The organism is Sporofaciens sp. JLR.KK001 (genome assembly GCF_036941055.1).
Classification (GTDB): Bacteria; Bacillota; Clostridia; order Lachnospirales; family Lachnospiraceae; genus Sporofaciens.
In genome coordinates this window covers 1583075-1607471 of the sequence record NZ_JAYMNO010000001.1, presented here as the reverse complement: position 1 = coordinate 1607471, position 24397 = coordinate 1583075, and the positions used below count along the sequence as shown (strand labels likewise).

The window sequence follows — 24397 nt, the reverse complement described above, 5'->3', positions numbered from 1 at the left end:
GATTTTAATAAGGCATATTGGTCACCCTCTCTCAAGGATGATGCGAATCTCTCCGCTTCGCTCCCCGCTACATCATGTTTGTCACTCCCATGTTCACAAGGTCCTGGCATACCCAATCCGCGGCTCCTAAGGTCACCCTCTTCCCCCGCCTTCTAATGCCGTATCACAATGTACTGACACATTGACACTCCGTAATCCATCCGCTATCCGGCCAATTTCCACTATCCACCGTCTAGCCTGACCACCTCATATATAAATGTGTCAATACACTCCTTTTTATATCACAGACGCTTACACACCTGCTTTATCATGAACCCGCCCTTTAGTCCTTCATGGTAAAGCCCCGGCTCATCACCGTTGCTTATCTAAATGGCTGTTCTTATGACCAAAATTTGTTAAATATAATACATATACTTACTCTTTTTCAACGCCAACACTTAAAACAGCACACCGTCTCCCTGCCCTCGTTTCTTCACATTCCGGGCAGTATTCATCTTTTCTTCTTCCAGATAACCACATGCCGGACAACGAAACATCCCATCCGACTTCGTCCCAATCGCACCGCACACACTGCACTCATTGCTGATATCCTTCCCGAGCACTTCCACGATCTCTACAGACTGCTCCGCACATTTCTGCGTCAGACGCTTCCTGATATATCCTCTCTGCCACTGCGCAAGAGAATGATTGATCTTCTTAATCGCTCCTCCGGCCCGAGGTTTCGGAAGTTTCACGATATAGACGCTCTCCGGCTTCTCTTCCAACAGGAAACGATTCAATTCATGGTTGATATAACTGTGAAGCTGTTCCTCCAGACGCCGTTTTTTCGCCTGATATTTCTTGCGTCCCGGATTATCATTCTTATTTTTCCAGTAAATGGTGGTCTGTTCCCGGATCCAGTCTGAATACTCCGACTGGTATCTGCCTAATTCCTCCCCATATCGATGCCCCTCATCCGTGGTCATCATCGTATAGAAGCCAACCGCCACGCCCACCTGATTCAGGTAGTCTGTATGGCTCTTAACAGAGACATTTACCGGCACCTTGATCTCGATACGGTTCCCATCAGGATACAGCTTGATCCGCAGCTGACATTTGTACTGATTGTTATCTGTCAGCGGTACGAAGACACGCTTGCGCTTCTCCTTGATGGAAATGTAGATTCCATGGTCCGCATAACGGTATGCCCGCTCTGCTATGGAAAACACATCTGCTGCATCCGTATGAAGCTTCGCGTGATATTTCCTTACCTGTCTGCACAGATACCGATCCAACCGCTCTGTATCCACCTGTTCCGCCAACTCGCGGTACTGTTTCCCCATCTTCGCCGTCAATTCCACCGGCTTCTGATTCAACACCGCCTCGAACGCATTACTTACCTTTAATAGGAAACGCAGATAATGCTTTTCCTCATCCGTGAAGCCTTCATTCTTATTAACCAGCTTCACGATCTTAGATTTCGTCCTCGTCCACTGGCTCTTAATATCTCCCAGAGCATCGAAGACTGCCAGATAGTAATAGACTGCCGGCATTCCTAACTTCTCCCGGTAACCGCTCGCTGTCATTTCATTCTGCACGGTATATCCCGGATAGATCTTAGAGAGACTTCCAATCCCGCCAAACCTGCCGTACACATAATTCTTCACCTTCTTAAAATCCTCAGCGATATCCAGTAATTTCTGCATATCTTCGACCGAAACAGGCGTCTTATTGTACTGATGGACTGTCTTGCATATCTTATCTGACGGCATCCTCTACTCCCTTATATGAATGATACGAAAAGCCCGGAAATACAGCGTTTGCGGCATGTTACCGCTATTACGAAAAAGTTTAAGTTTTCGTAATGATTTTGATGGAAAATTTTTTATGCAAAGATTACAAAAAAATGGGGTTAAGTTTATTGACTTATTGTCGATAATATATTAGAATAAATGAGAAATTTCATGGAATTCAGTGTTACAAAAACGTAAACTTTTTCGTAATGGATTTTACAGCTTATCTCCTTGCTTTTCCCGATTAAAAAGGGATTCGTGAATCCGTATAATAGCGGAGATATTTCAACCATAGACATAATATATCAGGGCCGCCCTGCCGTTGATTACATATCAACGACAAGGCGGTTCTGTTTGGTTTCAAACTTTTCTATGGAAATGCCGCTTCTTAGTTGTTATAATGTACTTGAGCAGAATCTGAGGCAGAAAACGGTCTGAAGCTAACGGAAGGAGTGCCAAAAGAGATGGAAACAAGAAAGAAGAAGCTCCCGATTGGGATTGAGAATTTTGAAAAGATCCAGGAAGAAGATTTTTACTATATTGATAAAACAGGGCTTATTGCGGAATTACTTCACAATTGGGGAGAAGTAAATCTATTTACCCGTCCCAGAAGATTTGGGAAAACGCTGAATATGAGTATGCTGGAACACTTTTTCTCTATAGACGGAGATAAAAGCATTTTTAACGGGCTGAATATTTCTAAGGAAACTGCGCTCTGTGAGGAATATATGGGTAAATATCCGGTTGTATCCATTTCTCTGAAAGGAATAGACGCCGTTAATTATGAAATGGCGTTTCGGATGGGAGCCAGGGTCATCAGGCGGGTAGCGGCAAAAGTACAGTACCTTCTGGAGAGCGACGCATTAAGTGAGCATGACAAACTGGAATATCAGAACCTTTTGGACAGCAATATGGACGAAGCTACATTCTGTGACAGCTTGAGAATATTGTCAGAAATGTTAGAGAAGCATCATAACAGCAAGGTTATCCTGCTGATAGATGAATATGACGTTCCGCTGGCAAAGGCTCATGCGCATGGCTATTACGACCAGATGATCTCCCTGATCCGAAGCCTGCTTGGAGAAGCATTGAAGACGAACAGCAGCCTGAAATTAGCGGTGCTGACCGGGTGTCTTCGTATTTCAAAGGAGAGCATCTTTACCGGGCTTAATAACCTGAAAGTGTTGACGATCGCGGATGAGCGTTTTGACGAATATTTTGGCTTTACAGATAAGGAAGTGAAAGATCTTCTGGAATATTATGATGTAACGGATCATTATGAGGATATAAAAAGATGGTATGACGGATACCAGTTTGGAAATGTAGAAGTGTATTGTCCATGGGATGTGCTGAACCATTGCGACAGGATCAGATGCGAGCCCCATGTGCAGCCGGAAAACTATTGGATCACCACCAGCAGCAATGACGCGGTGAGACGATTTATACAAGAATCGGCTAATGCGACGACCAAACGAGAGATTGAGCGTCTGGTGGCAGGGGAAGTCATCACAAAGAAAATCCATCAGGAACTCACGTATGCGGAAGCTTACCAGTCCATTGACAACATCTGGAGCCTTCTTTTTACCACCGGATATCTGACCCAGCGCGGGAAGGCAGAAGGCAGACAGATGAAACTGGCGATCCCCAATCTGGAAATCCGGGATATTTTTGAGACACAGATCATGGAACTCTTTAAGGAGAATGTCAGAGAAGACGGGGAGACTTTGAGTCGTTTCTGCGATGCACTGCAAAAGGGAGATGCAGAAAATGTAGAAAGAATTTTTACAGAGTATTTGAAAAGAACGATCAGTATCCGTGATACAGCCGTAAGAACAGATATGAAAGAAAATTATTACCACGGCGTTCTAATCGGGATCCTGGGTGTGAAAGACCGGTGGGGAATCTCATCCAATCGAGAGATGGGAGATGGCTATGCGGATATCCTTGCGGAACCGGATTCTGGAGATATGGGAATTATTATAGAAGTAAAGTATGCCCATGACGGAGATCTGGAGGGAGCATGCAGGGAAGCATTAAAGCAGATCGAATATACCAAGTATGAGGATGACCTTGAAGACGACGGGGTAGAAAATATCCTGAAATATGGGATTGCCTGTTACAAAAAGCGGTGCAGGGTCATACTGGCTAACGGAAGGAGTGCCAAAAGAGATGGAAACAAGAAAGAAGAAGCTCCCGATTGGGATTGAGAATTTTGAAGAGCTCCGGAAAGAAGATTTTTACTACATTGATAAAACTGGGCTTATTACGGAATTACTCCATAATTGGGGATCGGTGAACCTATTTACCCGTCCCAGAAGATTTGGGAAAACGCTGAATATGAATATGCTGGAACACTTTTTCTCTATAGACGGAGATAAAAGCATTTTTAACGGGCTGAATATTTCTAAGGAAACTGCGCTCTGTGAGGAATATATGGGTAAATATCCGGTTGTATCCATTTCCCTGAAAGGAATAGACGCCCGGAACTATGAACTGGCATTTCAAATGGCGATCCAAATTCTGAAAAGAGTTCCAGCGAAAGTACAATATCTTTTAGAGAGTGATGCTTTAAGCGAACAGGACAAAGCGGAATATCGGAAACTTTTGGATGATAATATGTCAGAAGCAGTATTCTGTAATAGTTTGAGGATATTATCGGAATTGCTGGAAAAGCATCATGGAACAAAAGTAATTCTGCTAATTGACGAGTATGACGTTCCGCTGGCAAAGGCTCATGCGAACGGATACTACGACCAGATGATCTCCCTGATCCGAAGCCTGCTTGGAGAAACATTGAAGACGAACAGCAGCCTGAAATTAGCGGTGCTGACCGGGTGTCTTCGTATTTCAAAGGAAAGCATCTTTGCCGGGCTTAATAACCTGAAAGTGTTGACGATCGCGGATGAACGTTTTGATGAATATTTTGGCTTTACAGATAAGGAAGTGAAAGATCTTCTGGAATATTATGGCGTAACGGATCATTACGAGGATATAAAAAGATGGTATGACGGTTACCAGTTTGGAAATGCAGAAGTGTATTGTCCGTGGGATGTGCTGAACCATTGCGACAGGATCAGATGCGAGTCCCATGTACAGCCGGAAAACTATTGGATCAATACCAGCAGCAATGACGCGGTGAAGCGATTTATACAAGAATCGGCTAATGCGACGACCAAACGGGAGATTGAGCGTCTGGTGGCAGGGGAAGTCATCACAAAGGAAATCCACCAGGAACTCACGTATGCGGAAGCTTACCAATCCATTGACAACATCTGGAGCCTTCTTTTTACCACCGGATATCTGACCCAGCGCGGAAAGGCGGAGGGCAGACAGATGAAACTGGCGATCCCCAATTTGGAAATCCGAGATATTTTTGAGACGCAGATCATGGAATTCCTTAAGAAGAATGTCAGGGAAGACGGAGAGACTTTGAGTCGTTTCTGCGATGCACTGCAAAAGGGAGATGCAGAAAATGTAGAAAGAATTTTTACAAAGTATTTGAAAAGAACGATCAGTATCCGTGATACAGCCGTAAGAACAGATATGAAAGAAAATTATTACCACGGCGTTCTAATCGGGATCCTGGGGGTGAAAGACCGGTGGGGAATCTCATCCAATCGAGAGATGGGAGATGGCTATGCGGATATCCTTGCGGAACCGGATACCGGGGATATGGGAATTATCATAGAAGTAAAGTATGCTCATGACGGAGATCTGGACACTGCATGTAGGGAAGCATTGAAGCAGATCGAATATACCAAGTATGAGGACGACCTTGAAGACGACGGGGTAGAGAATATCCTTAAATATGGGATTGCCTGTTATAAAAAGCGGTGCAGAGTCATGCTGGCAGAAGAACAGATAGAGTAAATATCCACCCGATAGCCCTGTTATTGATTTTACATCAACAACAGGGCGACCCTTAACATACCACAATTGCTTAGGCAATCTTTATTCCATTTCAGAAGATGAAAATACCTTTATCCCTTTCCCGAACTCATCCAACTTAATCTTATCATGGCGAAAGCTTCTTTCCGCCGAATCTAATTCCAACCAAACGCAATCTCCCCGCCACTCTTCATATGCTTTCACCTCCGCCGCAGAATTTGCTGCCCGCATCATCGTAGGCGTCTGCAGTGCGCTGCGGGGATTCCAGTCATTTCGATATGCCGTCTCCAATATAATCTCGTCAATCTCTATATTCAAGAATGCCGCCAACGCCCTTGCATTCATAATCCCATATTTGAATTGATTCCTGATCTTCTTCCATTTATCGTACTTGATACTTTTCTTAAATTCCAGAATATGTAACTGCCATCTATCATTAACGCCTTTCTTGATGAATATGAATTTATCCGCACATTGGCAGGCCTTCTTCTTTGCATCCAGATAAGGCAAGGTTCTCTTCTCCGGATAATGGAAGAGCACTGCATCTTCCTCAAAATAACTTTCCAGATTCGCCTCGCCTTCTTCCTCTGTCTCTATGATATGAATCTCTTCATCTCTATCTATGACAAGCGTATACTCATCTTCTCTGAACAAGTCCAGATTCTGCCTCAGATATTCGGGAATCATCTGTAAGTACCTCCCTACTGCACTTTTTCCTTTGCTATATATCATATGTCAGTTCCAGCATCTCTTCAAATGCATTGCTGAAAGTCGTTGTCTCAAATCCCATCGTTCCAGCTCTCAGCTCTTCAATCCCGGAACTCTCTTCTCCCCGACAAGTAAACTGATATACCCCAACTTGATCCTCTTTCAATAGATCCTGTTCTTCAATCTGGAATTTCTCCATAAGCTCCTGCTTTTTATCACTATTATTTACACGGAGCATATTGTTGATATGCTGAATGATAATATCACTGTGCGTAGTCATGATTACCGGTATTCCCATATTGCACATTCTAACCAGAACTTTTGCGACCGCCGTCTGCAACTGCGGATGGAGACACATCTCCGGCTCCTCTATAAACATCTGCGATATCATATGCTGATATTTGCACAGCAGGTATAATGGAGTAATCTCTGTAACCACTGCTGACGCAAGATACATCTGAATGGAATCATCTATATTTTCTGGTTTATATAGGAACGCCCGAGCCGTTGTATCCTGCCTTTCAACCTGACCATGTAGAACGGATCGCTCAATAAACTCCGCTAACTTGCATAATTCCTGGTTCTTTCCTTCTATTTCCCCCACACTGTTCAATAATTTCAAGAAACTGATCACAGGCTTCGTAAAATATGACGGCACAAGATCTGAGCCTCTGTTGAAACTATTCTCATACATATGATTAATGATCAGATTTTTAGACAAAACGAACCCTGTCCGAGAAGATGGAAGAAATACCGGATCACCTTCTTGTACAGATATATCTGTACAATATTTCAACAGCATGTTTAACACAAACTTAACATACTTTCTCCTCTGCAATGCATCCTTCCCCTCAATCTGCATTCCCATCTGATAATATTTAAACAATCTGATCCACATCGTTTTTTCGGTGATAACGTAACCCTGTTTTTCTCTATTTGTTCTCCCTCTATTTGTCCTCCCCCTATTCGTTACCTCGCAAAAAATCGATGTGCTTTCTACTATAATTTCAATTTTTTCTTCATCCTCCATATCCAATTTTAATTTTCCTATATGCATCTCCTTATTAAATATCTCTGAGACAAAACGATCTTTATTTTGTTCAACACACAGGTTCAGTAATTTTAGAAACTTTTCAAACCATTCTGCAGATAATATTTCTTCTATCTCTGCCTCTGCTATCTTCCCTATCAAATACTGCTCGCATTCTTTATACAGGTCTGAACTCAATATATTCTCGGTCAAATGAGTCAACAGCGCACTGCTTTCCGAAGAAAATCCCCATAGAAGGTTCATCAGATAACTCTTCCCGCTATTATTATCTCCCACAAACATCATCATTGGTTTCATTTCTAATTCGACATGTTCAATCTTCCCAAAGTTCTCAATGATTACTCTTCTTCTCATATTCCCTCCTGCCGGCATATTACTTTCACCCTCTGGAATTCATACGTTTATCATAACACGACACAATCAGGATTATCAAGTATCGTTCACCTCTGATTGGGATACTTCGCCATAAAAAGGGACAGGGCAAATCCTCCGCATTTGTCCTGTCCCCCTTTTTATCTTATGATGATTATTCTTCCTCCTGCCACAATCTCCGAAGATCATTCTTTACCAGCATATCCACATCACGTTTCAACATATCACGGTATTCTTCCGCCTGCTCGCTGTCCGGCGTATTCAGATAAGCATTACAGTTACAGATATGATTCTGTCCTCCAAACAGATACAACTGTGTGAACACACCGGCCTGTACCAGTTTGGATGCATACATCAGGCTTGGATCCAGGCAGACATCCGTCTCATAAGTATAGATAATTGTCGGTGCAAGCTCTTCACACTCCTTCACCGTCGCATGATTCGGGAAGGCTTCCGGCGACAGAAATGCATCGTTCCCCTGATCGCCCAGCCATTCTTTGCCGGTCCGGTACAGCGCCTGGCTGTTCCAGGTATTGCCGCTTCTTACGCTGGAAGGGTAGATCAGTCGGTTATCCGCAACAGGTCCGATCGCGATACATCCACGCGGATGATAGTTATGCCTCTTCAATCGGTGACAGAGCGCCAATGCGAGGTGCCCGCCGGAACTGACGCCATAGAGGAGCACTCTCTTCTCATCAACACCTAGATCCTTGGCGTGATCCAACACATATTTGTACACTGCGTGACAGTCGTTTAATGCTTCCGGATATTTGGAATCATCAAACAGACATCTGTAGTTGAAGGATACCACGATCGCCCCCAGATCGTCTGCAAGCTTCTCCGGTGCCATGATCGCCGCAAATGAGAGGATCAATCCGCCTCCTGCAATCCCGATTACGCACGGCATCTTGCGTTTTCTATTTGCCGGGTAAGTGACAAGAATCCTTACTGCAGGCGCGTCCGGTTCCTCAGGGCATCCCGGCACTTCGTACGTCTCTGTCCGCTCATTGTGGGTCTCCTCAAGGGGCATACTGTATTTCGCCCTTTTCTCAGCATTCGTTCCCGGTTCGTCCAACCATTCCTCAAAGGAAATGGGAAGCCCCATCTCAAATACATCAGCCAGTTCAGGATTCGCCCATTTTTCCGCATCATCGCGGACTAAATATTTTGCATCCATCTTTTTCTTCCTTTCTTAATTTTGTTAATATTTCCCGGTTAAAAAGTTCCTGATCCTATTATAACAGGATGGATACAATATGTTTTAGTACAATTCCCGTATCTGTTCAAAATATGTTATTTACACCCCGGTACATTGTAAAAATTACAAAAAGCATTTATAATATGATACAAGGCATCAAAATGTCATGTGCTCATGTTTACACATCGATAGGGAGGGCTGTTCATGGGAAAGTATCTGAATCCCGGGAATGACGGGTTTCGATCCATACGAAAAGGAGAATACATCGACAAGACAGGGTTGATCGATTATATTAATCATACTCTGGGAACGAAACAAAAGCTTACCTGCGTCAACCGGCCGAGACGATTCGGGAAATCCTTCGCCGCCCAGATGTTATGCGCTTATTATGATAAGAGCTGTGATTCAAAGGAGCTTTTTTACAACATGAAGATTGCCGGGGAATCTTCTTATCTGACACATTTGAACCAATACAACGTATTATATCTGGATATTACATGGTTTATCTCAACTGCGGGCAACATGAAAGATACCGTTAAAAACCTGCAAAAAGCTGTCATCAAAGAGTTACGGGAGATTTATCCGAACCGTGTCGAAATATCGGAACATTCGCTGCCGGTTGCTCTCTCTGATATTACTGCCGGGTCTGATTCGAAGTTTATCGTCATCATCGATGAATGGGACGCCCTGTTCCGGGAGGCGAAGGAAGATAAGTCCCTGCAGGAAGAATACGTTCAGCTTTTGCGGGGCCTTTTCCGAAGCAGTCTGACCGATAAGATGATTGAGGCCGCTTATATGACAGGAATTCTGCCCATTAAGAAATATGGCAACCAGTCCGCATTAAGTGATTTCTATGAATTTACCATGGTGGATTCCTCGCCGTTAGAAGAATATGTCGGTTTTACAGAGGATGAAGTCCGCAAGCTGTGCGAAGAATCCAGTCTGGATTTCCATGAGATGCAGCATTGGTACGATGGCTATATTCTGGGCGATCACCTTCACATATACAACCCCAAATCAGTATTAGATGCTATAAACCGTAAACGCTTCGGAAGCTACTGGGCACAGACAGAGACATACGAATCCCTGAGAACCTATATCACTATGAATTTTGACGGCCTTAAGGATATGATCTTATCCATGCTCGGCGGCATGAAATGTAAAATAGATACCAATACCTTTCAAAATGATATGACTACTTTCCGCAGTAGGGATGATGTGCTTACACTGCTGGTACATCTGGGGTATCTGGCTTATGATATATCTGCTGAAGGCGTATTTATCCCTAATCAAGAAGTAACGGAAGAATTCCTGCGTGCCATAAAAAATGCAGCAGACAGCCCTAAACTGATACAAGTAATCCGTCAATCAGAGCAGTTATTGGATGCTACATTGCATATGGATGAAGAAACGGTGGCCAGACTATTGGATAAGATCCACACGGAATATACCTCACCCTTATTCTATAACAATGAGCAGTCTCTACGCGCAGTTATTCAGCTGGCTTATATCAGCCGGGTGAAAGATTATCTGGAATTCCAAGAACTTCCAAGCGGACAAGGTTATGCAGATAGTAAGATAGAATACCTGTAGTATCTCTGAAAGCCTATCTACCCGGCCATTTTCGCTAATAAAATGGCCGGAATCTATAGTCATCTTATTTTACAAATAAGATGCGGCAAATAGGAACTCACACATCACCCCATTGCTCACATCAATCCCCCTCTCTGTCAGCCGCACGTACTCTCCTGCCTCTTCCATCATCCCCAGCCCATACATCCTCTCAAGCACTCCACCGTAGACACTCTCCATACTGCACCCGAATTCCGCTTCGAACCGCGCCTTCGACACCCCTTCTGTCTTCCGAAGTCCCAGGAACATACATTCCTCCATCTGCTCCGTCCGGCTTAACGCCGCCGGTTCCCCTCCGTCATTCCAGCGCCGGTTATCCATAAGCGACGCCGCACCCGCGCCGATCCCCAGATACTCCGTCCGGTCCCAGTACCCCAGGTTATGCCTGCACTCATATCCCGGCAGTGCATAGTTCGAGATCTCATACCGGTGGTACCCGTACTCTTCGAGGATACTCTTCGTCCGCCGATACATCTGACGTTCTTCCTCTTCTCCCGGCAATTCCCTGGTACTTCCCCTTCGCGCTTCGTCAATATTCCCGGCTTCCGCCGTTACCCTTCCGGCTTCACCTATACTCCGTTCCGTCACATTCCCCTCATCTGCACATCTCTCACCGTATCTCTCGTAAAAAGGTGTCCCTTCCTCAATAATCAGGCTGTAAGCCGAGATATGCTCCGGTCTTAATTCTGCCGTCTTCCGAAGCGTCTCCTCCCATCCTTCCACCGTCTGACCCGGTATGGCTGACATCAGATCAATATTGATGTTCCGATACCCGGCTCCCCTGGCAAGCTCATAAGTTCTTAAGAATTCCTCATACGTGTGGATCCGCCCAAGGATCTTAAGCTCGTCGTTCTCCGCCGACTGCAGTCCGATACTCAGCCGGTTGATCCCCGCCCTCTTATAAGCCGCAAGCTTCTCTTCTGTCACCGTACCGGGATTCATCTCTATGGTGATCTCCGCCTCCGCTTCCACGGCAAATGTATCATAGACTGCCGCGAATATGTCAAGGATCTGCCCGGCTTCCAGGATAGACGGGGTTCCGCCGCCCACGAAGATACTCACAACGCGATAAGCCTTCGCCGTCTCACCGTAGGAACGGATCTGCCGGCAAAGGCCTTCCACATACTCCTGCCGCTCCTCCTTCGTGGAAGGTGCGGACAGGAAGTCACAATATTGACATTTTCTTACACAAAACGGAATATGAATATACAACTCTAATGGTCTCATTATTTATCGTCCAACTTTAATACGCTCATAAATGCCTTCTGCGGGATCTCTACATTGCCTACCTGCCGCATACGCTTCTTGCCTTCTTTCTGCTTCTCAAGAAGCTTCCTCTTACGGCTGATATCGCCGCCATAGCACTTGGCAAGCACGTCCTTCCTCATGGCCTTCACGGTCTCTCTGGCAATGATCTTGCTGCCGATCGCCGCCTGGATCGGAATCTCGAAGAGCTGCCTCGGAATCTCTTCTTTAAGCTTCTCACACATCTTCCGCCCGCGCTCATAGGCCGTATCCGCATGGATAATGAAGGACAATGCGTCTACTTCTTCTTTGTTGATCAGGATATCCAGCTTCACCAGGTTCGACTGCACATACTCGTCCATCTCATAGTCGAAAGATGCATAGCCTCTGGAGCGTGATTTGAGTGCATCGAAGAAATCATAGATGATCTCATTAAGCGGCAGATGATACCGAAGCACCGCGCGGGTCTCCTCGATATATTCCATCCCGTCATACACTCCTCTGCGCTCCTGGCACAGATCCATGATCGCCCCGATGAATTCTGAGGTAACCATGATCTCCGCTTTCACCATAGGCTCCTCCATATATTCGATCTCCGACGGATCCGGCAGGTTGGTCGGGTTCGTCAGTTCGATCACCTCGCCGTTGGTCTTATGAACCTTGTAGATCACGCCCGGCGCCGTCGTCACCAGATCCAGGTTGTACTCCCTCTCCAGACGCTCCTGTATAATCTCCAGATGCAGAAGCCCCAAGAAACCGCACCGGAAACCAAATCCCAGCGCGACAGACGTCTCTGGCTCAAACTGCAGAGACGCATCGTTGAGCCGAAGCTTCTCCAACGCATCCCGAAGATCCGGGTACTTGGCCCCGTCCGCCGGATACATGCCGCAGTACACCATCGGATTGACCTTCTTATAGCCCGGAAGCGGCTCATCACAAGGGCTTGCGGCATTCGTGATGGTATCGCCCACACGGGTATCCTTCACATTCTTAAGGCTTGCCGTGATATAACCGACCATCCCCGCGCTCAGCTCCTCACAGGGGATGAACTGTCCCGCGCCGAAATATCCGACCTCGACCACCTCTGCCTTCGCTCCGGTCGCCATCATCAGAATCGGTGTTCCCTTCCTGACCGTCCCTTCCTTGATCCTGCAGAATACGATCACACCCTTATAGGAATCATATAAGGAATCGAAGATCAGCGCCTTAAGCGGCGCCGCCGGATCGCCTGTCGGCGCCGGGATCTTCTCCACGATCTGCTCCAGCACTTCTTCTACATTAAGCCCGGTCTTTGCCGAGATCTGCGGCGCATCCGCCGCCTCGATCCCGATCACATCCTCAATCTCCTCGATCGCCCTTTCCGGCTCCGCGCTTGGAAGGTCGATCTTATTGATGACCGGCATCACATCCAGATCATGATCCAGGGCCAGATAGACGTTCGCCAGCGTCTGCGCCTCCACTCCCTGAGCCGCATCCACCACCAGGATCGCACCGTCGCAGGCCGCAAGGCTTCTTGACACCTCGTAGTTAAAATCCACATGCCCCGGCGTATCGATCAGGTTGAATATATATTCCTCCCCGCTCTTCGCCTGGTAGACGATACGCACCGCCTGCGCCTTGATGGTGATGCCTCTCTCCCGCTCAAGCTCCATATTATCCAACACCTGGGACTGCATCTCGCGGCTGGTGAGAAGGCCCGTCATCTCAATGATGCGGTCCGCCAGCGTCGATTTCCCGTGGTCGATATGCGCTATAATACAAAAATTACGAATCTTACTCTGATCTATTCCTGCCATTTACTATTCCCCTTCTATCATCCGAATCATATACTGAATTTCACAATAAATATTTCTACGCTCATCACGTCGTTCAGCCGCCCCGTCTTCACCAGCTCCTCAGTATCGGCGGCCTCCTCCATGATTCCGCGCAGCTCAGATGCGGTAAAGCTCCTGCACTGCTGCATATATTTGCCCGCAACAAAGGGATGCAGCTTCGCAGTCTTCGCGATCTGCCCCTTGTCATACCCTCTTCTTAACAGTTCTTTTACCTCTAACAGCAGCTTAAACTGGCGTGACAGGAGATACAGGATCCGCATCGGAGGCTCCTTTAACGCGAGCAGGTCATAATAATAATCAAGTGCCTTCTTCTGCTTCTTCTCTGCTACCGCCTCGACCATATCGAAGATCTTATTAGAGATCTGGGTGGTACAGACCGCATCGATATCCTGCGCCGTGATCTCGCTGCTTCCAAGGGTATAGGAGAATAGCTTCTCCAACTCCTTTTCCAGATTCTCCATATCCGTCCCCGTCTTAGACACCAGATAACGGGCGGCCGACTCCTTGATCTGCCGCCCTTCTCTCTTCACATTGCCCGCGATCCAGTAGAGCAGCGTCTTCTCATCCTGCCGCCCCATCTCAACAATACGTCCCCTGTCCTTTACTGCCTTAAAAAGCTTCCCCCGCTTGTCCACTTCACTCTCTATGAAGAGGAAACAGGCCGTATCCGGCATCTCCTTGATATAATCCGCCAGCTCCGGAACTGCATTCTTGAAAAACCCGGAATTCTCCACCACGATCAGCCGGCGCTCTGCAAAAAAAGGCATCGTCTCCGCCAGATCAATAAGCTCACCCGGCCGGATCCCCTTCCCTTCAAAATAAGCATAATTAATCGTGTCCCCGTCCGGGATCATGGCCTTCGTCATCCGGTCCCTATACTGCCTCTTCAGATAAGTCTCCTCCCCGTACAGGAGGTAGACCTTCTTAAACTGTCCTGATTTGATATCTTCATTCAGACTCTTCATGGACTATCTCACCATATCTCTTGAGATCTCCTCCAATGAATGGGCGCCGCACATAGCCATGGTATCTTCTAACTCCGCCGTAAGCTTTGCCATGTAAGCCGCTACGCCCTCTGCGCCGCCGCCATACACAGCCGACACGAACGGACGTCCGATCAGAACCGCGTCCGCGCCAAGCGCCAACGCCTTGAACACATCCACGCCGGAACGGATCCCGCCGTCCACGAAGATCTTCATATCCTTGCCGACAGCCGCCGCGATCTCTTCTAATACTTCTGCCGTCGCCGGACACTGGTCAAGGACACGTCCGCCGTGATTAGATACAACGATTCCTGCTGCATTCGCTTGCTTCGCTTTCAACGCACCCTTCACCGTCATAATACCCTTCACGATGAAAGGAACTCCCGCCTCTGCAACGATTCCTGCCAGCTCTTCCACAGACTTACTTCCCGCAGGCGGTGTCAGGTTCTTGAGAAACGGCAGCCCCGCCGCATCTATATCCATCGCCGCCGCGAATGAACCGCTTTCCTTAACCAGGGAGAATTTCTCCTTCAATGTGTTGATATCCCATGGTTTTACTGTCGGTATCCCTTTGCCGCCCTTCTGCCCGATCGCTCTGGTTGCCGCCTCCATCACCGCCGGATTCGTCCCGTCGCCTGTAAATGCGGCGATCCCCGCGTCCGCACAGGCGGATACCAGGATATCATTATACTGAAGGTCGTCATATTTATCCCCATAGTGAAGCTTCATAGCCCCGATCGGCGCCGCAAATATCGGTGCGGCAAACTGCTGCCCGAACAGCCCAAACGCTGTACTCACCGGCTGGTTCTCGCAGATCGTATCCATATTAAGGCAGATCTCCTGCCACTTGTCGTAGTTGCGGATCGCAACCGTCCCGCTTCCTTTCGCGCCCGGCCCCGGTATCTGATTCCTGCATGCCTTGCCGTTGCACACCGGACAAGCCTTGCAATATTCACCCATACATGTTCTGGCATTCGCCAATACTTCTTCATATAGCATCTTCTCAATCCTCCGTTTTTTTAATATATTTCTTCCGTTCTGCCCATCTCTTCATTAGTATCTGGAATCCTGCCGCCAGGACAAATGTTAGCACATAGTTCAGCAGCATCACGGCAATCCTTCTCCCTGCCGGGCCTTCCATCAACCCGTAATAGAAGAAATACCCATAGACGACCTGATGGATCAGATACATATTGGCAGAACAGTCTCCTAATATCACTAACAGCCTGCATGACAGCGCCCTTGAGAGAAACCCCTGGGATCTATGAATGCCCCACAGCAGAAGCACATTCGGTACGATCCAGACGATGCTTCGAAACAGCCATTCCGGCATCGGTACGCAGAACATCAATACCGCGATCCAAAGTCCGGCGATCACTCCGATCAGCCCATATTTTCTCCCTTCCGGCAGTTTAAAGCTGATCATGCCGGCGATCATGCCGATCACATATTCCCCCACACGGGCCAGCGGGAAGATATAGACCCAATACTCGGTTACAAGCTTAGTCCTCCCGATCAAGAAGCAATACACAAATTGTAATGCGAATATGGCCGCCATAACCTTTACTGCCCTGCGAAGCTTCTGGTTCTTAAGCAGACGCGCCGTACCGTGCAAAAGCGACGGCGTCAGAAGACAGAGCGCCGCATACGTGGACAGGAACCATGAAACTCCGTTATATCCCCAATAATACTTCGGATATAAGGACTTTGTCAATGTCACATTCATGAAAAAAACAATTCCCCAGAAGATCAGCTCCTTAGCGCCATTGGTCCGTATCGCCGGAAGTATCCCCGAGACAGGGATACTTGCAACCGTCATGATGATATGCAGGAGATACAACTTCTTAATATGACGCAGCATATAGGATACACTGCTTTTCATGTCTCTGTGCGGCTGCTTCCCATTTGCCCAGGACAGGCCGTTAAGATATCCGCTCAGCATGAAGAACAAGCTGACTCCCCACACTGCATACATAGCAAGGCCTGTATTCCCATAATGATAAAATATGATCCCTGCAAGTGCGACTGCCCTAAGTCCCTGGAATTCGCCAATCTTCGCATTAGACGGTGACGCCGTCTCATTTCCCATCCTCAGTCCCCCATAATATAATTATTTTAGTATCTCTTTCAGGAGATCTAACAGCTTCGGAATATTGATCGGCTTCGCGATATGGCCGTTCATCCCTGCTTCAAGCGCCGCTCTCCTGTCCTCGTCAAATGCATTGGCAGTCATCGCAATGATCGGGATATTTGCGATCTCCTGATCCGTAAACGCCCTGATCTGTCTCGTAGCATCATACCCATTCATGATCGGCATCTGTATATCCATAAGGATCAGATCGTATTGCCCGGCTTCTGCCGTCTTCATCTTCTCTACCGCCACTGCGCCGTCGTCCGCCACATCAATGACGAATCCCGATTCCTGCAGGATCTCTACTGCAATCTCCTGGTTCAGCTCATTGTCCTCGACCAGCAGGATCTTCTTCCCGTCAAAGGAGAGCGGCTCTTCCACAGCCGTACTCTCCATATCCTGAACCATATACGGCGATTCGAGGATCTCTCTTAGCTCTGACAAGAAGATCGGCTTAGAGCAGAACGCCGTGACTCCCGCATTCCTTGCCTCTTCCTCGATATCTGTCCAGTCATAAGCAGTCAGAATGATGATCGGCGTGTCATCCCCGATGATCCCCCGGATCCTTCTCACCACCTCGATACCGTTCATATCCGGCATCAGCCAGTCTATGATAAATGCCGCATACTCATCATTCTGCTCTCCTGCCAGCTTGACACGGAGTACCGCTTCCTTCCCGGAAGTCGTCCAGTCCGGACGCATCCCGATCGTAGAGAGCATCTTGGTGACGCTTGAGCAAGTGTTGAAGTCATCATCCGCCACAAGCGCCCTGAGTCCCTGTAACTCCGGAATAATCTCCTGCCTTACCGGACCCGAACAGGTCCGGAGCTGTAAGGATACCGTAAATGTCGAACCCTTTCCTTCCTCGCTGACGACGCTGACCGTACCTCCCATCATATCTACGATATTCTTGGTGATCGCCATTCCAAGTCCCGTTCCCTGGACTCCGCTGACCGTACTCGTCCGTTCCCGCTCAAACGGCTCAAATACATGCTCTAAGAATTCCTGGCTCATACCGATCCCTGTATCCTTCACCTGGAAGTCATAGGATGCATAGCCCTCATGCGCATTTTCCTTCTGCATGATGCGCACACTCACAATACCGCCCGGTTCCGTGAACTTCATGGCATTACTCAGGAGATTCAGCAAGACCTGATTCAGCCTCAGGCTGTCGCACATTACATTTTCATTGACCACATCGGCCGTATCAATATAGAATTCCAACTGTTTCGATGTGATATCAGCCTGCACGATCGTCCGAAGGTCATGCATGATCTCCGGAAGGGACATCTCCTTCTCCTCGATCTTAACCTTCCCGCTCTCGATCCGGCTCATATCCAGCACATCATTGATCAGGCTGAGCAGATGGTTGCTTGACGTGGTGATCTTCGACAGATAATCCTGCACCTGCTCTGTATTGTCGATGTGTGCCGCTGCCAGAGAGGTGAATCCTATGATCGCGTTCATAGGCGTCCTGATATCATGGGACATGTTATTCAGGAACGTAGTCTTCGCCTTGTTAGCATGCTGCGCCGCCGCCAATGCGTCCTGGAGATCCGCCTTCTGCTGCTCTAACCGGACTTTCATCTTCTTCTCATCGTCAATATCCACAAAGAGCCCGACAAAAGTGAGCGGTGAACCATCCTCCCTCCTTGACAGCCTTCCGGCCGCATGGAACCATCTCCACCCGGCATGCTTCGTGAGAAGACGGTATTCTACATTATAAGTCTTCTTATCGCTATAGTCTCTTACCGTGTCCCAGTATTCCTTTACCACCCATTCCTTATCATCCGCATGCAGAAGGTCAGACCATGATTCCAACCTGTTAGGGAACTCCTCTTCACTCTCATAGCCAAGCATTCTCCGAAATGTATCCGTCCATATACAAGAAACCATCTCCGCCTTCTCATTGAACTCCATGTTCCAGCGTCCGGATCCCATAGCATTATGGATATTCTCCATGTCCGTCTGCTCTCTCTCAATCTGTGCATAAGCGGCCCTGATCCTGGCTCCGTCTTCCCGCTCCTGTTTAAGGAGAATCCCGGCGCTCCTCTTGGAATGGCAGATCAGCCCCAGAAATACCGCCAGCATAACCGCCATTGTTATTATGATCTGGATAATTCCGTGCTTCATCATTTCAGAGCTGATGGTACTGATCTGGTCGCTGATCACATTTTCCCGAATCAGGATGGTCAGCATCCAGTTCGTGCCCTCCACCGGAATATAACAGAGTTCTTCCGGCGTCTCCCGGTAAGTAAAGGAAATATGCCCCGCTTCTCCGGCTTCAAAATCAGCTTTAAACTGATCATAATTGGAATCCTCTTCCATCCTGGCTTCCTCAAGCGCGGCAAGAATATTCTTGCCTGCCGTAAGATAGCCGAAATCATCATAAGTCAGACTCTCTCCATTGCGGTAATACAGATTACAATAAGTCTCATTATCGTCGGTCTGCAGTGTCAGAGAGCTTAACATCTCACTTATGTTAACCTGGACAAAACACACCTTAAGCTGCGAACCTTGGAATATGATCCCCTCCTTCACAGGGATCGCAAGGATCACCTGCTTCTTCGCACCGTAGAGACTCGACATACTGATCACCGGCCCTGTCATTTCCTCTGAAAGAAAGCTGTATCTGCTAAGCCCTGAGGACGTACTGTGTTCAGCATAGACGATCCCTTCCTCATCCACCAGCACGAACTTGTCCACCCCATAGAGCTTCTTCACCTTCCCCAAGAACGCACGTAATGTCTCCTGCGACTCAAGATCCGATTCATCCAATACACTCAGCGCATTCTCCATATATTCGAAATGATTCTTAAGCTCCTCCGATACGACCTGCGCCCTTCGGCCGGCGAGCTCCTCCAGATAGAACTCACTGACCCTGTTCACCGCTTGATCGGTACCCTTTCTTGCACTGTTCGACACCCAGACCGTTGTAATAAGAAGAATCGCCGCAATGACAATCCCGCCCCACACCGCGAATGCGACTGCCTGTCTTCTCTGCTTTTCATTAATACTGTTCTGTTGTGATCGATTCATTCTATACTCCTTAATTAATTTCACCATATAACATCTGAAGCATTGACGCGGCGCCGTCCCGGTAAATGATCGTTGTCATCTCTTCCGTCTTCTCAGAATATGCCTCCCCGGGAAGAAGCCCGTCCGCAATCTTTATTGCCACCTGAACCGTGTCAAAACCAATAGAATAACAATCCTGCACACCAAGTGCATAGATGATCCCGTCCCTCAGATACCTGAGCGCTTCCTGGTCGTGATCCATCCCGACGATTACAATATCGTCCTCCCTTCCAGCCTCGATGACCGCTCTGGCCGTCCCCACTGGATTACTCATATTACAGCAGACGAATCCCGCCAGGTCCTTATGCTTCTTAAGAATCTCCCCGGCAAATTCATATGCCTTATCTACATCATCTTCATCATAAACGATCTCTGCAATCTCCATATCCGGATACTTCGCAATCACATCCCGCACGCCAAGAGCCCTGTCCTCATGGCAAGGCGCCTCCTTAGTCCCTACAAGTACGGCAACCTTGCCGCATCCTCCAAGCTTCTTGCAGAGAGCCTCTGCAAGACTGGCGCCGTCCTCATAATTATGCGTATTGCCTACATAAGCAATACGGGCACACCCGTCTTCCCTTGAAGCATCCGAGCTTGAAAATGTCATGACCTTTTGTCCGTCTTCTATAAGCCCGTTGATCACAGGCGTAACGATATCCACATCCGCAACGTCCACCCCGATCACATCAAATCCCCTTCCCGAAACCTCCGACAGACGCTGTATCTGATCCTGTGCAGAGACGCCGCCAGGGGCAAGGTACTCGTAATTGATGATAATTCCCTTATGCTCGTATTGCTTGGCCGCATCCTCAATCCCCAATGCAACCGCATCCCACCAGGGATGGACCATCTTATAAGTGAGATAAAAATTATATTCCTTCTTCTGCGGCTCATAGCCGTCCAGCTCATGATCAAAATCAACAGCTTCCAAAGCCTCTTCTTCCCCCATGTACGAATCCGCCGACCACTCTTCGGCAGCTGGCAACGGCTTATCCCCCGGTCGGCTGCCACATCCTGTAAACCCGACAGCGCTGATACAGACTGCCCCTGCCAGCGCCGTACCTAATGAGACGTTCCGTATTACAGCTCTCTGACTCTGCTTGCGGACCTTTTCCCTGGTTCTGTCACCATCGGTGTCTTCAAGCATCTTCCTAAACATGATTGCAAGTCTCCTCCCATCTATCTTCTCTATCTGCTAAATTCTATATCCTTGCATTCGTCATTATTTTTCATTGTATCATAATTTTCAATTGTTTTACAGATGTTTTACAGATATTCTTAGCAACACTAAAACAGACAAAAAAATAACATGTACTAATTTACATGTTATTTCTTTGAAGACTCCTTTTTTAATTCTCCTGATCTGTATCTGTCTATGCGCTCTGATTCTTCCGGAACAGATCCAGCGGATTCATCGTAACAAGCACGGCGCCGAGAACGATAATGATAGATCCTGCGACGATCGTAACCGTCAATTCCTGTCCAAGGAATAATACGCAGAATAATACTCCCCAGAATGCATAAGTTACATTCAGCGACATTCCGATGGCGCATCCAACCAATGCATTACTCTTATACCAGGTAAGGAATGAAACCGCGGCAGAAAGCCCCGCCACAAGGAGCCAGATAACCGGGATCCCCGCCTGTAAGGTTCCCGCAAGGAGCGACAATGCTTTGACAGCCGGAACGATGATCGCCAGATCCACGATACCGGAGATCAATTCACGCAGATTCACGGATATCTCCGGTTCAAGCTCTTCACCGCTGGAGCTTGAGAACATCCCTTCAAGTCCCCAGCAGATCGCCGCGATCAGGGCGCAGATGATACCGAGAGTAAAGTTCTTCGTTCCTTCCGGTTCCACCCAGTTAATGATGATAGCGCCCGACACACAGATGATCATACCTGCCACTACTCTCTTCGTAGGTCTCTGCTTTAAGAATATCCATGAGAAGATAGCGCCGAAGAGACTGCATGTTGCAGAGATCGGGATCGCATAGGCTCCGGCAAGGGCCAATCCTACCAGATAGGCTCCGTTTGCTACGGGGCCGCCGAGCAGAGAACCAAGGACGATCATTTGTCCCGGCCGGGTTTTCAGGCATTGCCATACCTCCGCCATCCGTCCCCTCTTTATATTGTAGATAGAAAGCCAGATTCCCGCGAACAGGTCGTTTAACCCGGAACACACATAGGGCGCCGCAAGCAGTCCCGCCGCCGTTACCAGGGGCTCATAATAGCCTGCCACCATAACGAGTGTCGTATAGATCCCATATGTAAGGCCAGATATGATACCTGACCAGATACCAATGGAATGTGATTTGTCTACTGTCATTATATTTTCCTCCTAATGCTGTTTTTACGACTGATAAAGCTTCTTATACAGCCGTTTGATGTGCTCCGCCGCCGGTACTCTGGGATTGGTCGCAGTACAACGGTCTTTCAGTGCGTTCTCTGCCATAACGTCGATCGATCGCAGATAGCTGTCAGCATCGATATTCAGTTCTGCAAAATGGACCGGAATGCCGATCCGGCTCATGAGACTGCGGATCTGGCGTACCATAAGGTGAACCGTCGCTTTATTCGTTCCGGCAGAGATCCCAAGAAGCCTTGCAATATCCAGATAACGCAAAAGCGCGTCTGTCTCACCCGGTATTTCAAGTCCGGCGTTATATTCGATAACGATGGGTAAAAGCACCGCATTACAGCGCCCATGCGGAAGATGGAACTGTGCCCCCAGCGCGTGCGCCATACTGTGGCAGATTCCAAGTGAAGCCGCATTAAACGCCATGCCCGCCATGCAGGACGCGTTATGCATATGGGCTCTTGCATCCATATCATCCCCGCTCGCCACACAGCGTTCCAGATAATCCCAGACCGTCCGTATGGACTTCTCCGCCATAGCGTCGGTAAAATCATTGGCATCCGTGGAAACGAAGGCTTCAAGTCCATGCGTAAGCACATCCATTCCAGTATCCGCCGTGATGGACGGCGGTACGGTGGACGTAAGCTTCGGATCTAAGAATACCGCATCCGGTATCATCCGGGAATCGATCAGCGGGTATTTAATCCCCGCTTCCCTGTCTGAAACCACCGCAAACGCAGTCACTTCACTTCCGGTTCCGCTTGTGGTCGGGACCGCGATGATGCAAGGTCTTGCGATATCATGCATCTTGGCATACAGATGTACGACCGCCTTAGCCGTATCAATGGCAGAACCGCCGCCAAAGGCGAACACTGTATCCGGTTTGAAAGCATTCAGCTGATTCAATCCCTTTTGTATCACCGCCATGTCAGGATCCGGAACTACGTCTGCAAAAATATAGTATTCCACACGCATCTTGGCTAGCTTTGTCACGATCAGATCGGTTTTTCCTGACTGTTTCATGAAAGGATCGCAGAAGATAAATGCACGCTTCATCTCAAATTCACTTATTTTTTCGCAGGAATCTTCGCCCATATATATTCTTGTGTTCATAGTAAATTCTTCCATATCAACTCCTCCTTTCTTTCGCTGTCTAAAATCATGCTTTTTTACAGATCGGAATAATGATCTCTGTCACAAATTCATCCAGGATCTCCGATGTCCAGTAATCCAATACATACCGTTCTATCGATCTTTCTTTGCAGACATATCCCTGCTTCTCAATATATTCCAGGATCTTCTGATAGCTCTCCTTAATGTTGTCATAACCGCCCAAATGATAGAGGGACGCCACCATCTGTCCTTTCATGACAAGGATGTTCGTCCGTCTGTCACAAGTCCCGACGATCCGCTGCATGATCCGTGCAGTGCGGCAGACTCCTTCCATCTTGTCCTGCAGGGAAGGGTATTCTATGATGATCGGACCGGTAATGGAACAATTCATACTGGAAAGATAATCTGTCCATGGTATATTGATCACGGCGTCTCTGTAGTTATAGGAAAACTCCTGATCCAGATACGCATATTCCTGAGTGGGCAGATATTTAATACATACCGGACATTCAATCTGGCCGGATACCATCTTTGCTTCCCTGATCAACTCATACCAGTCGTTCACAGACACATAACTCTTATGGATCTCCTGCTCTGCCCGGCTCAGTTCTAATATTTTCTTACGGAAATTATCCTCCATACCATGATAAGATTCCCCATTCAGAAGTCCTACCATCTCCTCCAGTTTAAACCCCAGCTGCTTATAATATTTGATCACAGGAATTTTCAGCAGCGTGATACTGCTGTAATAACGGTATCCGTTCTCTTCGCTCACGTAATCCGGTGTTACAACACCCATCTTGTCATAGAAACGCAGTGTTTTTGTAGAAACATTACAGATCTTACTAGCCTCGCCAATAGAATATAATTTTTTCTTGTTTTCCGTCATCCTCACCACACGATTCCTTTTATCCTGATTTCTAGTACATTATTGCATTAATCTTGAAGTAATAGTGCTTGATATTCGTGTCAGCTGTGCGTCTGCGAACCGACGGTGCAGCGGGCTGCATCTAGGTTCGAAGGCGTGCAGA

17 protein-coding genes are annotated in these 24397 nt (G+C 47.6%); 3 read left to right on the top strand and 14 right to left on the bottom strand.

Going from position 1 to position 24397, the window contains the following annotated elements; genetic code table 11:
- Nucleotides 1-437 precede the first annotated feature (437 nt).
- Nucleotides 438-1751, bottom strand: a complete 1314-nt coding sequence (locus VSQ62_RS08660; protein WP_334634324.1) for a zinc ribbon domain-containing protein — start codon at nt 1749-1751, stop codon at nt 438-440.
- A 485-nt stretch (nt 1752-2236) separates the two neighbouring features.
- Here VSQ62_RS08660 and VSQ62_RS08655 point away from each other — a divergent pair, with 485 nt between their 5' ends.
- Together VSQ62_RS08655 and VSQ62_RS08650 are read left to right on the top strand one after the other, a co-directional pair.
- Nucleotides 2237-3979 (top strand): AAA family ATPase, encoded by a 1743-nt coding sequence (locus VSQ62_RS08655; RefSeq protein WP_334634323.1) that lies wholly within the window; start codon nt 2237-2239, stop codon nt 3977-3979.
- On the top strand, nt 3942-5642 hold the full coding sequence (locus VSQ62_RS08650) for an AAA family ATPase (RefSeq protein WP_334634322.1): 1701 nt from the start codon (nt 3942-3944) through the stop codon (nt 5640-5642). The genes VSQ62_RS08655 and VSQ62_RS08650 overlap by 38 nt, the downstream gene beginning before the upstream one ends.
- An 81-nt stretch (nt 5643-5723) precedes the next feature.
- Here the strand turns inward: VSQ62_RS08650 and VSQ62_RS08645 are convergent, their stop codons facing one another.
- The 3 genes from VSQ62_RS08645 to VSQ62_RS08635 form a co-directional block, all read right to left on the bottom strand.
- A complete protein-coding gene (locus VSQ62_RS08645) occupies nt 5724-6347 on the bottom strand; it encodes a hypothetical protein (RefSeq protein WP_334634320.1) in 624 nt (207 codons plus the stop codon).
- A gap of 34 nt (nt 6348-6381) precedes the next feature.
- Nucleotides 6382-7773, bottom strand: a complete 1392-nt coding sequence (locus VSQ62_RS08640; protein ID WP_334634318.1) for an AAA family ATPase — start codon at nt 7771-7773, stop codon at nt 6382-6384.
- Between the two features lie 172 nt (nt 7774-7945).
- A complete protein-coding gene (locus VSQ62_RS08635) occupies nt 7946-8968 on the bottom strand; it encodes an alpha/beta hydrolase (RefSeq protein ID WP_334634317.1) in 1023 nt (340 codons plus the stop codon).
- Nucleotides 8969-9193: 225 nt separating this feature from the next.
- Between VSQ62_RS08635 and VSQ62_RS08630 the strand changes: the two genes are divergently transcribed.
- The gene (locus VSQ62_RS08630) at nt 9194-10582 is read left to right on the top strand and encodes an AAA family ATPase (protein ID WP_334634315.1); all 1389 of its coding nucleotides are present in this window, start codon (nt 9194-9196) and stop codon (nt 10580-10582) included.
- A gap of 69 nt (nt 10583-10651) precedes the next feature.
- Here VSQ62_RS08630 and hemW read toward each other — a convergent pair whose 3' ends face one another.
- The 10 genes from hemW to VSQ62_RS08580 form a co-directional block, all read right to left on the bottom strand.
- A complete protein-coding gene (gene hemW / locus VSQ62_RS08625; protein ID WP_334634314.1) occupies nt 10652-11848 on the bottom strand; it encodes a radical SAM family heme chaperone HemW in 1197 nt (398 codons plus the stop codon).
- Entirely contained in the window at nt 11848-13662 is a 1815-nt protein-coding gene (lepA, locus tag VSQ62_RS08620) for a translation elongation factor 4 (protein ID WP_334634313.1), read from the bottom strand. Before lepA ends, hemW begins: the two co-directional genes overlap by 1 nt.
- A gap of 26 nt (nt 13663-13688) precedes the next feature.
- Nucleotides 13689-14666 (bottom strand): DNA polymerase III subunit delta, encoded by a 978-nt coding sequence (gene holA / locus VSQ62_RS08615; RefSeq protein ID WP_334634311.1) that lies wholly within the window; start codon nt 14664-14666, stop codon nt 13689-13691.
- A gap of 3 nt (nt 14667-14669) precedes the next feature.
- Nucleotides 14670-15683: an alpha-hydroxy-acid oxidizing protein gene (locus VSQ62_RS08610; RefSeq protein WP_334634310.1), complete on the bottom strand. Its 1014-nt coding sequence runs from the start codon at nt 15681-15683 to the stop codon at nt 14670-14672.
- Nucleotides 15684-15687: 4 nt separating this feature from the next.
- Nucleotides 15688-16773, bottom strand: coding sequence for an acyltransferase family protein (locus tag VSQ62_RS08605; RefSeq protein WP_334634308.1), 1086 nt, complete (start codon nt 16771-16773; stop codon nt 15688-15690).
- Between the two features lie 21 nt (nt 16774-16794).
- Nucleotides 16795-19854, bottom strand: a complete 3060-nt coding sequence (locus tag VSQ62_RS08600; RefSeq protein WP_334634307.1) for a hybrid sensor histidine kinase/response regulator — start codon at nt 19852-19854, stop codon at nt 16795-16797.
- A 10-nt stretch (nt 19855-19864) separates the two neighbouring features.
- The gene (locus VSQ62_RS08595) at nt 19865-21052 is read right to left on the bottom strand and encodes a substrate-binding domain-containing protein (protein WP_334634306.1); all 1188 of its coding nucleotides are present in this window, start codon (nt 21050-21052) and stop codon (nt 19865-19867) included.
- A gap of 214 nt (nt 21053-21266) precedes the next feature.
- Entirely contained in the window at nt 21267-22223 is a 957-nt protein-coding gene (locus tag VSQ62_RS08590; RefSeq protein ID WP_016221976.1) for a DMT family transporter, read from the bottom strand.
- A 24-nt stretch (nt 22224-22247) separates the two neighbouring features.
- Nucleotides 22248-23381, bottom strand: coding sequence for a 1-propanol dehydrogenase PduQ (locus tag VSQ62_RS08585; protein WP_334634305.1), 1134 nt, complete (start codon nt 23379-23381; stop codon nt 22248-22250).
- Nucleotides 23382-23412: 31 nt separating this feature from the next.
- Nucleotides 23413-24255, bottom strand: coding sequence for a MerR family transcriptional regulator (locus VSQ62_RS08580; protein WP_334637608.1), 843 nt, complete (start codon nt 24253-24255; stop codon nt 23413-23415).
- Nucleotides 24256-24397 lie beyond the last annotated feature (142 nt).

Excerpts from the sequence above, each read along its gene's own strand:
- VSQ62_RS08660 (WP_334634324.1), bottom strand. The coding sequence starts at position 1,751 with ATGCCGTCAGATAAGATATGCAAGACAGTCCATCAGTACAATAAGACG.
- VSQ62_RS08655 (WP_334634323.1), top strand. The coding sequence starts at position 2,237 with ATGGAAACAAGAAAGAAGAAGCTCCCGATTGGGATTGAGAATTTTGAA.
- VSQ62_RS08650 (WP_334634322.1), top strand. The coding sequence starts at position 3,942 with ATGGAAACAAGAAAGAAGAAGCTCCCGATTGGGATTGAGAATTTTGAA.
- VSQ62_RS08645 (WP_334634320.1), bottom strand. The coding sequence starts at position 6,347 with ATGATTCCCGAATATCTGAGGCAGAATCTGGACTTGTTCAGAGAAGAT.
- VSQ62_RS08640 (WP_334634318.1), bottom strand. The coding sequence starts at position 7,773 with ATGAGAAGAAGAGTAATCATTGAGAACTTTGGGAAGATTGAACATGTC.
- VSQ62_RS08635 (WP_334634317.1), bottom strand. The coding sequence starts at position 8,968 with ATGGATGCAAAATATTTAGTCCGCGATGATGCGGAAAAATGGGCGAAT.
- VSQ62_RS08630 (WP_334634315.1), top strand. The coding sequence starts at position 9,194 with ATGGGAAAGTATCTGAATCCCGGGAATGACGGGTTTCGATCCATACGA.
- hemW (WP_334634314.1), bottom strand. The coding sequence starts at position 11,848 with ATGAGACCATTAGAGTTGTATATTCATATTCCGTTTTGTGTAAGAAAA.
- lepA (WP_334634313.1), bottom strand. The coding sequence starts at position 13,662 with ATGGCAGGAATAGATCAGAGTAAGATTCGTAATTTTTGTATTATAGCG.
- holA (WP_334634311.1), bottom strand. The coding sequence starts at position 14,666 with ATGAAGAGTCTGAATGAAGATATCAAATCAGGACAGTTTAAGAAGGTC.
- VSQ62_RS08610 (WP_334634310.1), bottom strand. The coding sequence starts at position 15,683 with ATGCTATATGAAGAAGTATTGGCGAATGCCAGAACATGTATGGGTGAA.
- VSQ62_RS08605 (WP_334634308.1), bottom strand. The coding sequence starts at position 16,773 with ATGGGAAATGAGACGGCGTCACCGTCTAATGCGAAGATTGGCGAATTC.
- VSQ62_RS08600 (WP_334634307.1), bottom strand. The coding sequence starts at position 19,854 with ATGAATCGATCACAACAGAACAGTATTAATGAAAAGCAGAGAAGACAG.
- VSQ62_RS08595 (WP_334634306.1), bottom strand. The coding sequence starts at position 21,052 with ATGTTTAGGAAGATGCTTGAAGACACCGATGGTGACAGAACCAGGGAA.
- VSQ62_RS08590 (WP_016221976.1), bottom strand. The coding sequence starts at position 22,223 with ATGACAGTAGACAAATCACATTCCATTGGTATCTGGTCAGGTATCATA.
- VSQ62_RS08585 (WP_334634305.1), bottom strand. The coding sequence starts at position 23,381 with ATGGAAGAATTTACTATGAACACAAGAATATATATGGGCGAAGATTCC.
- VSQ62_RS08580 (WP_334637608.1), bottom strand. The coding sequence starts at position 24,255 with ATGACGGAAAACAAGAAAAAATTATATTCTATTGGCGAGGCTAGTAAG.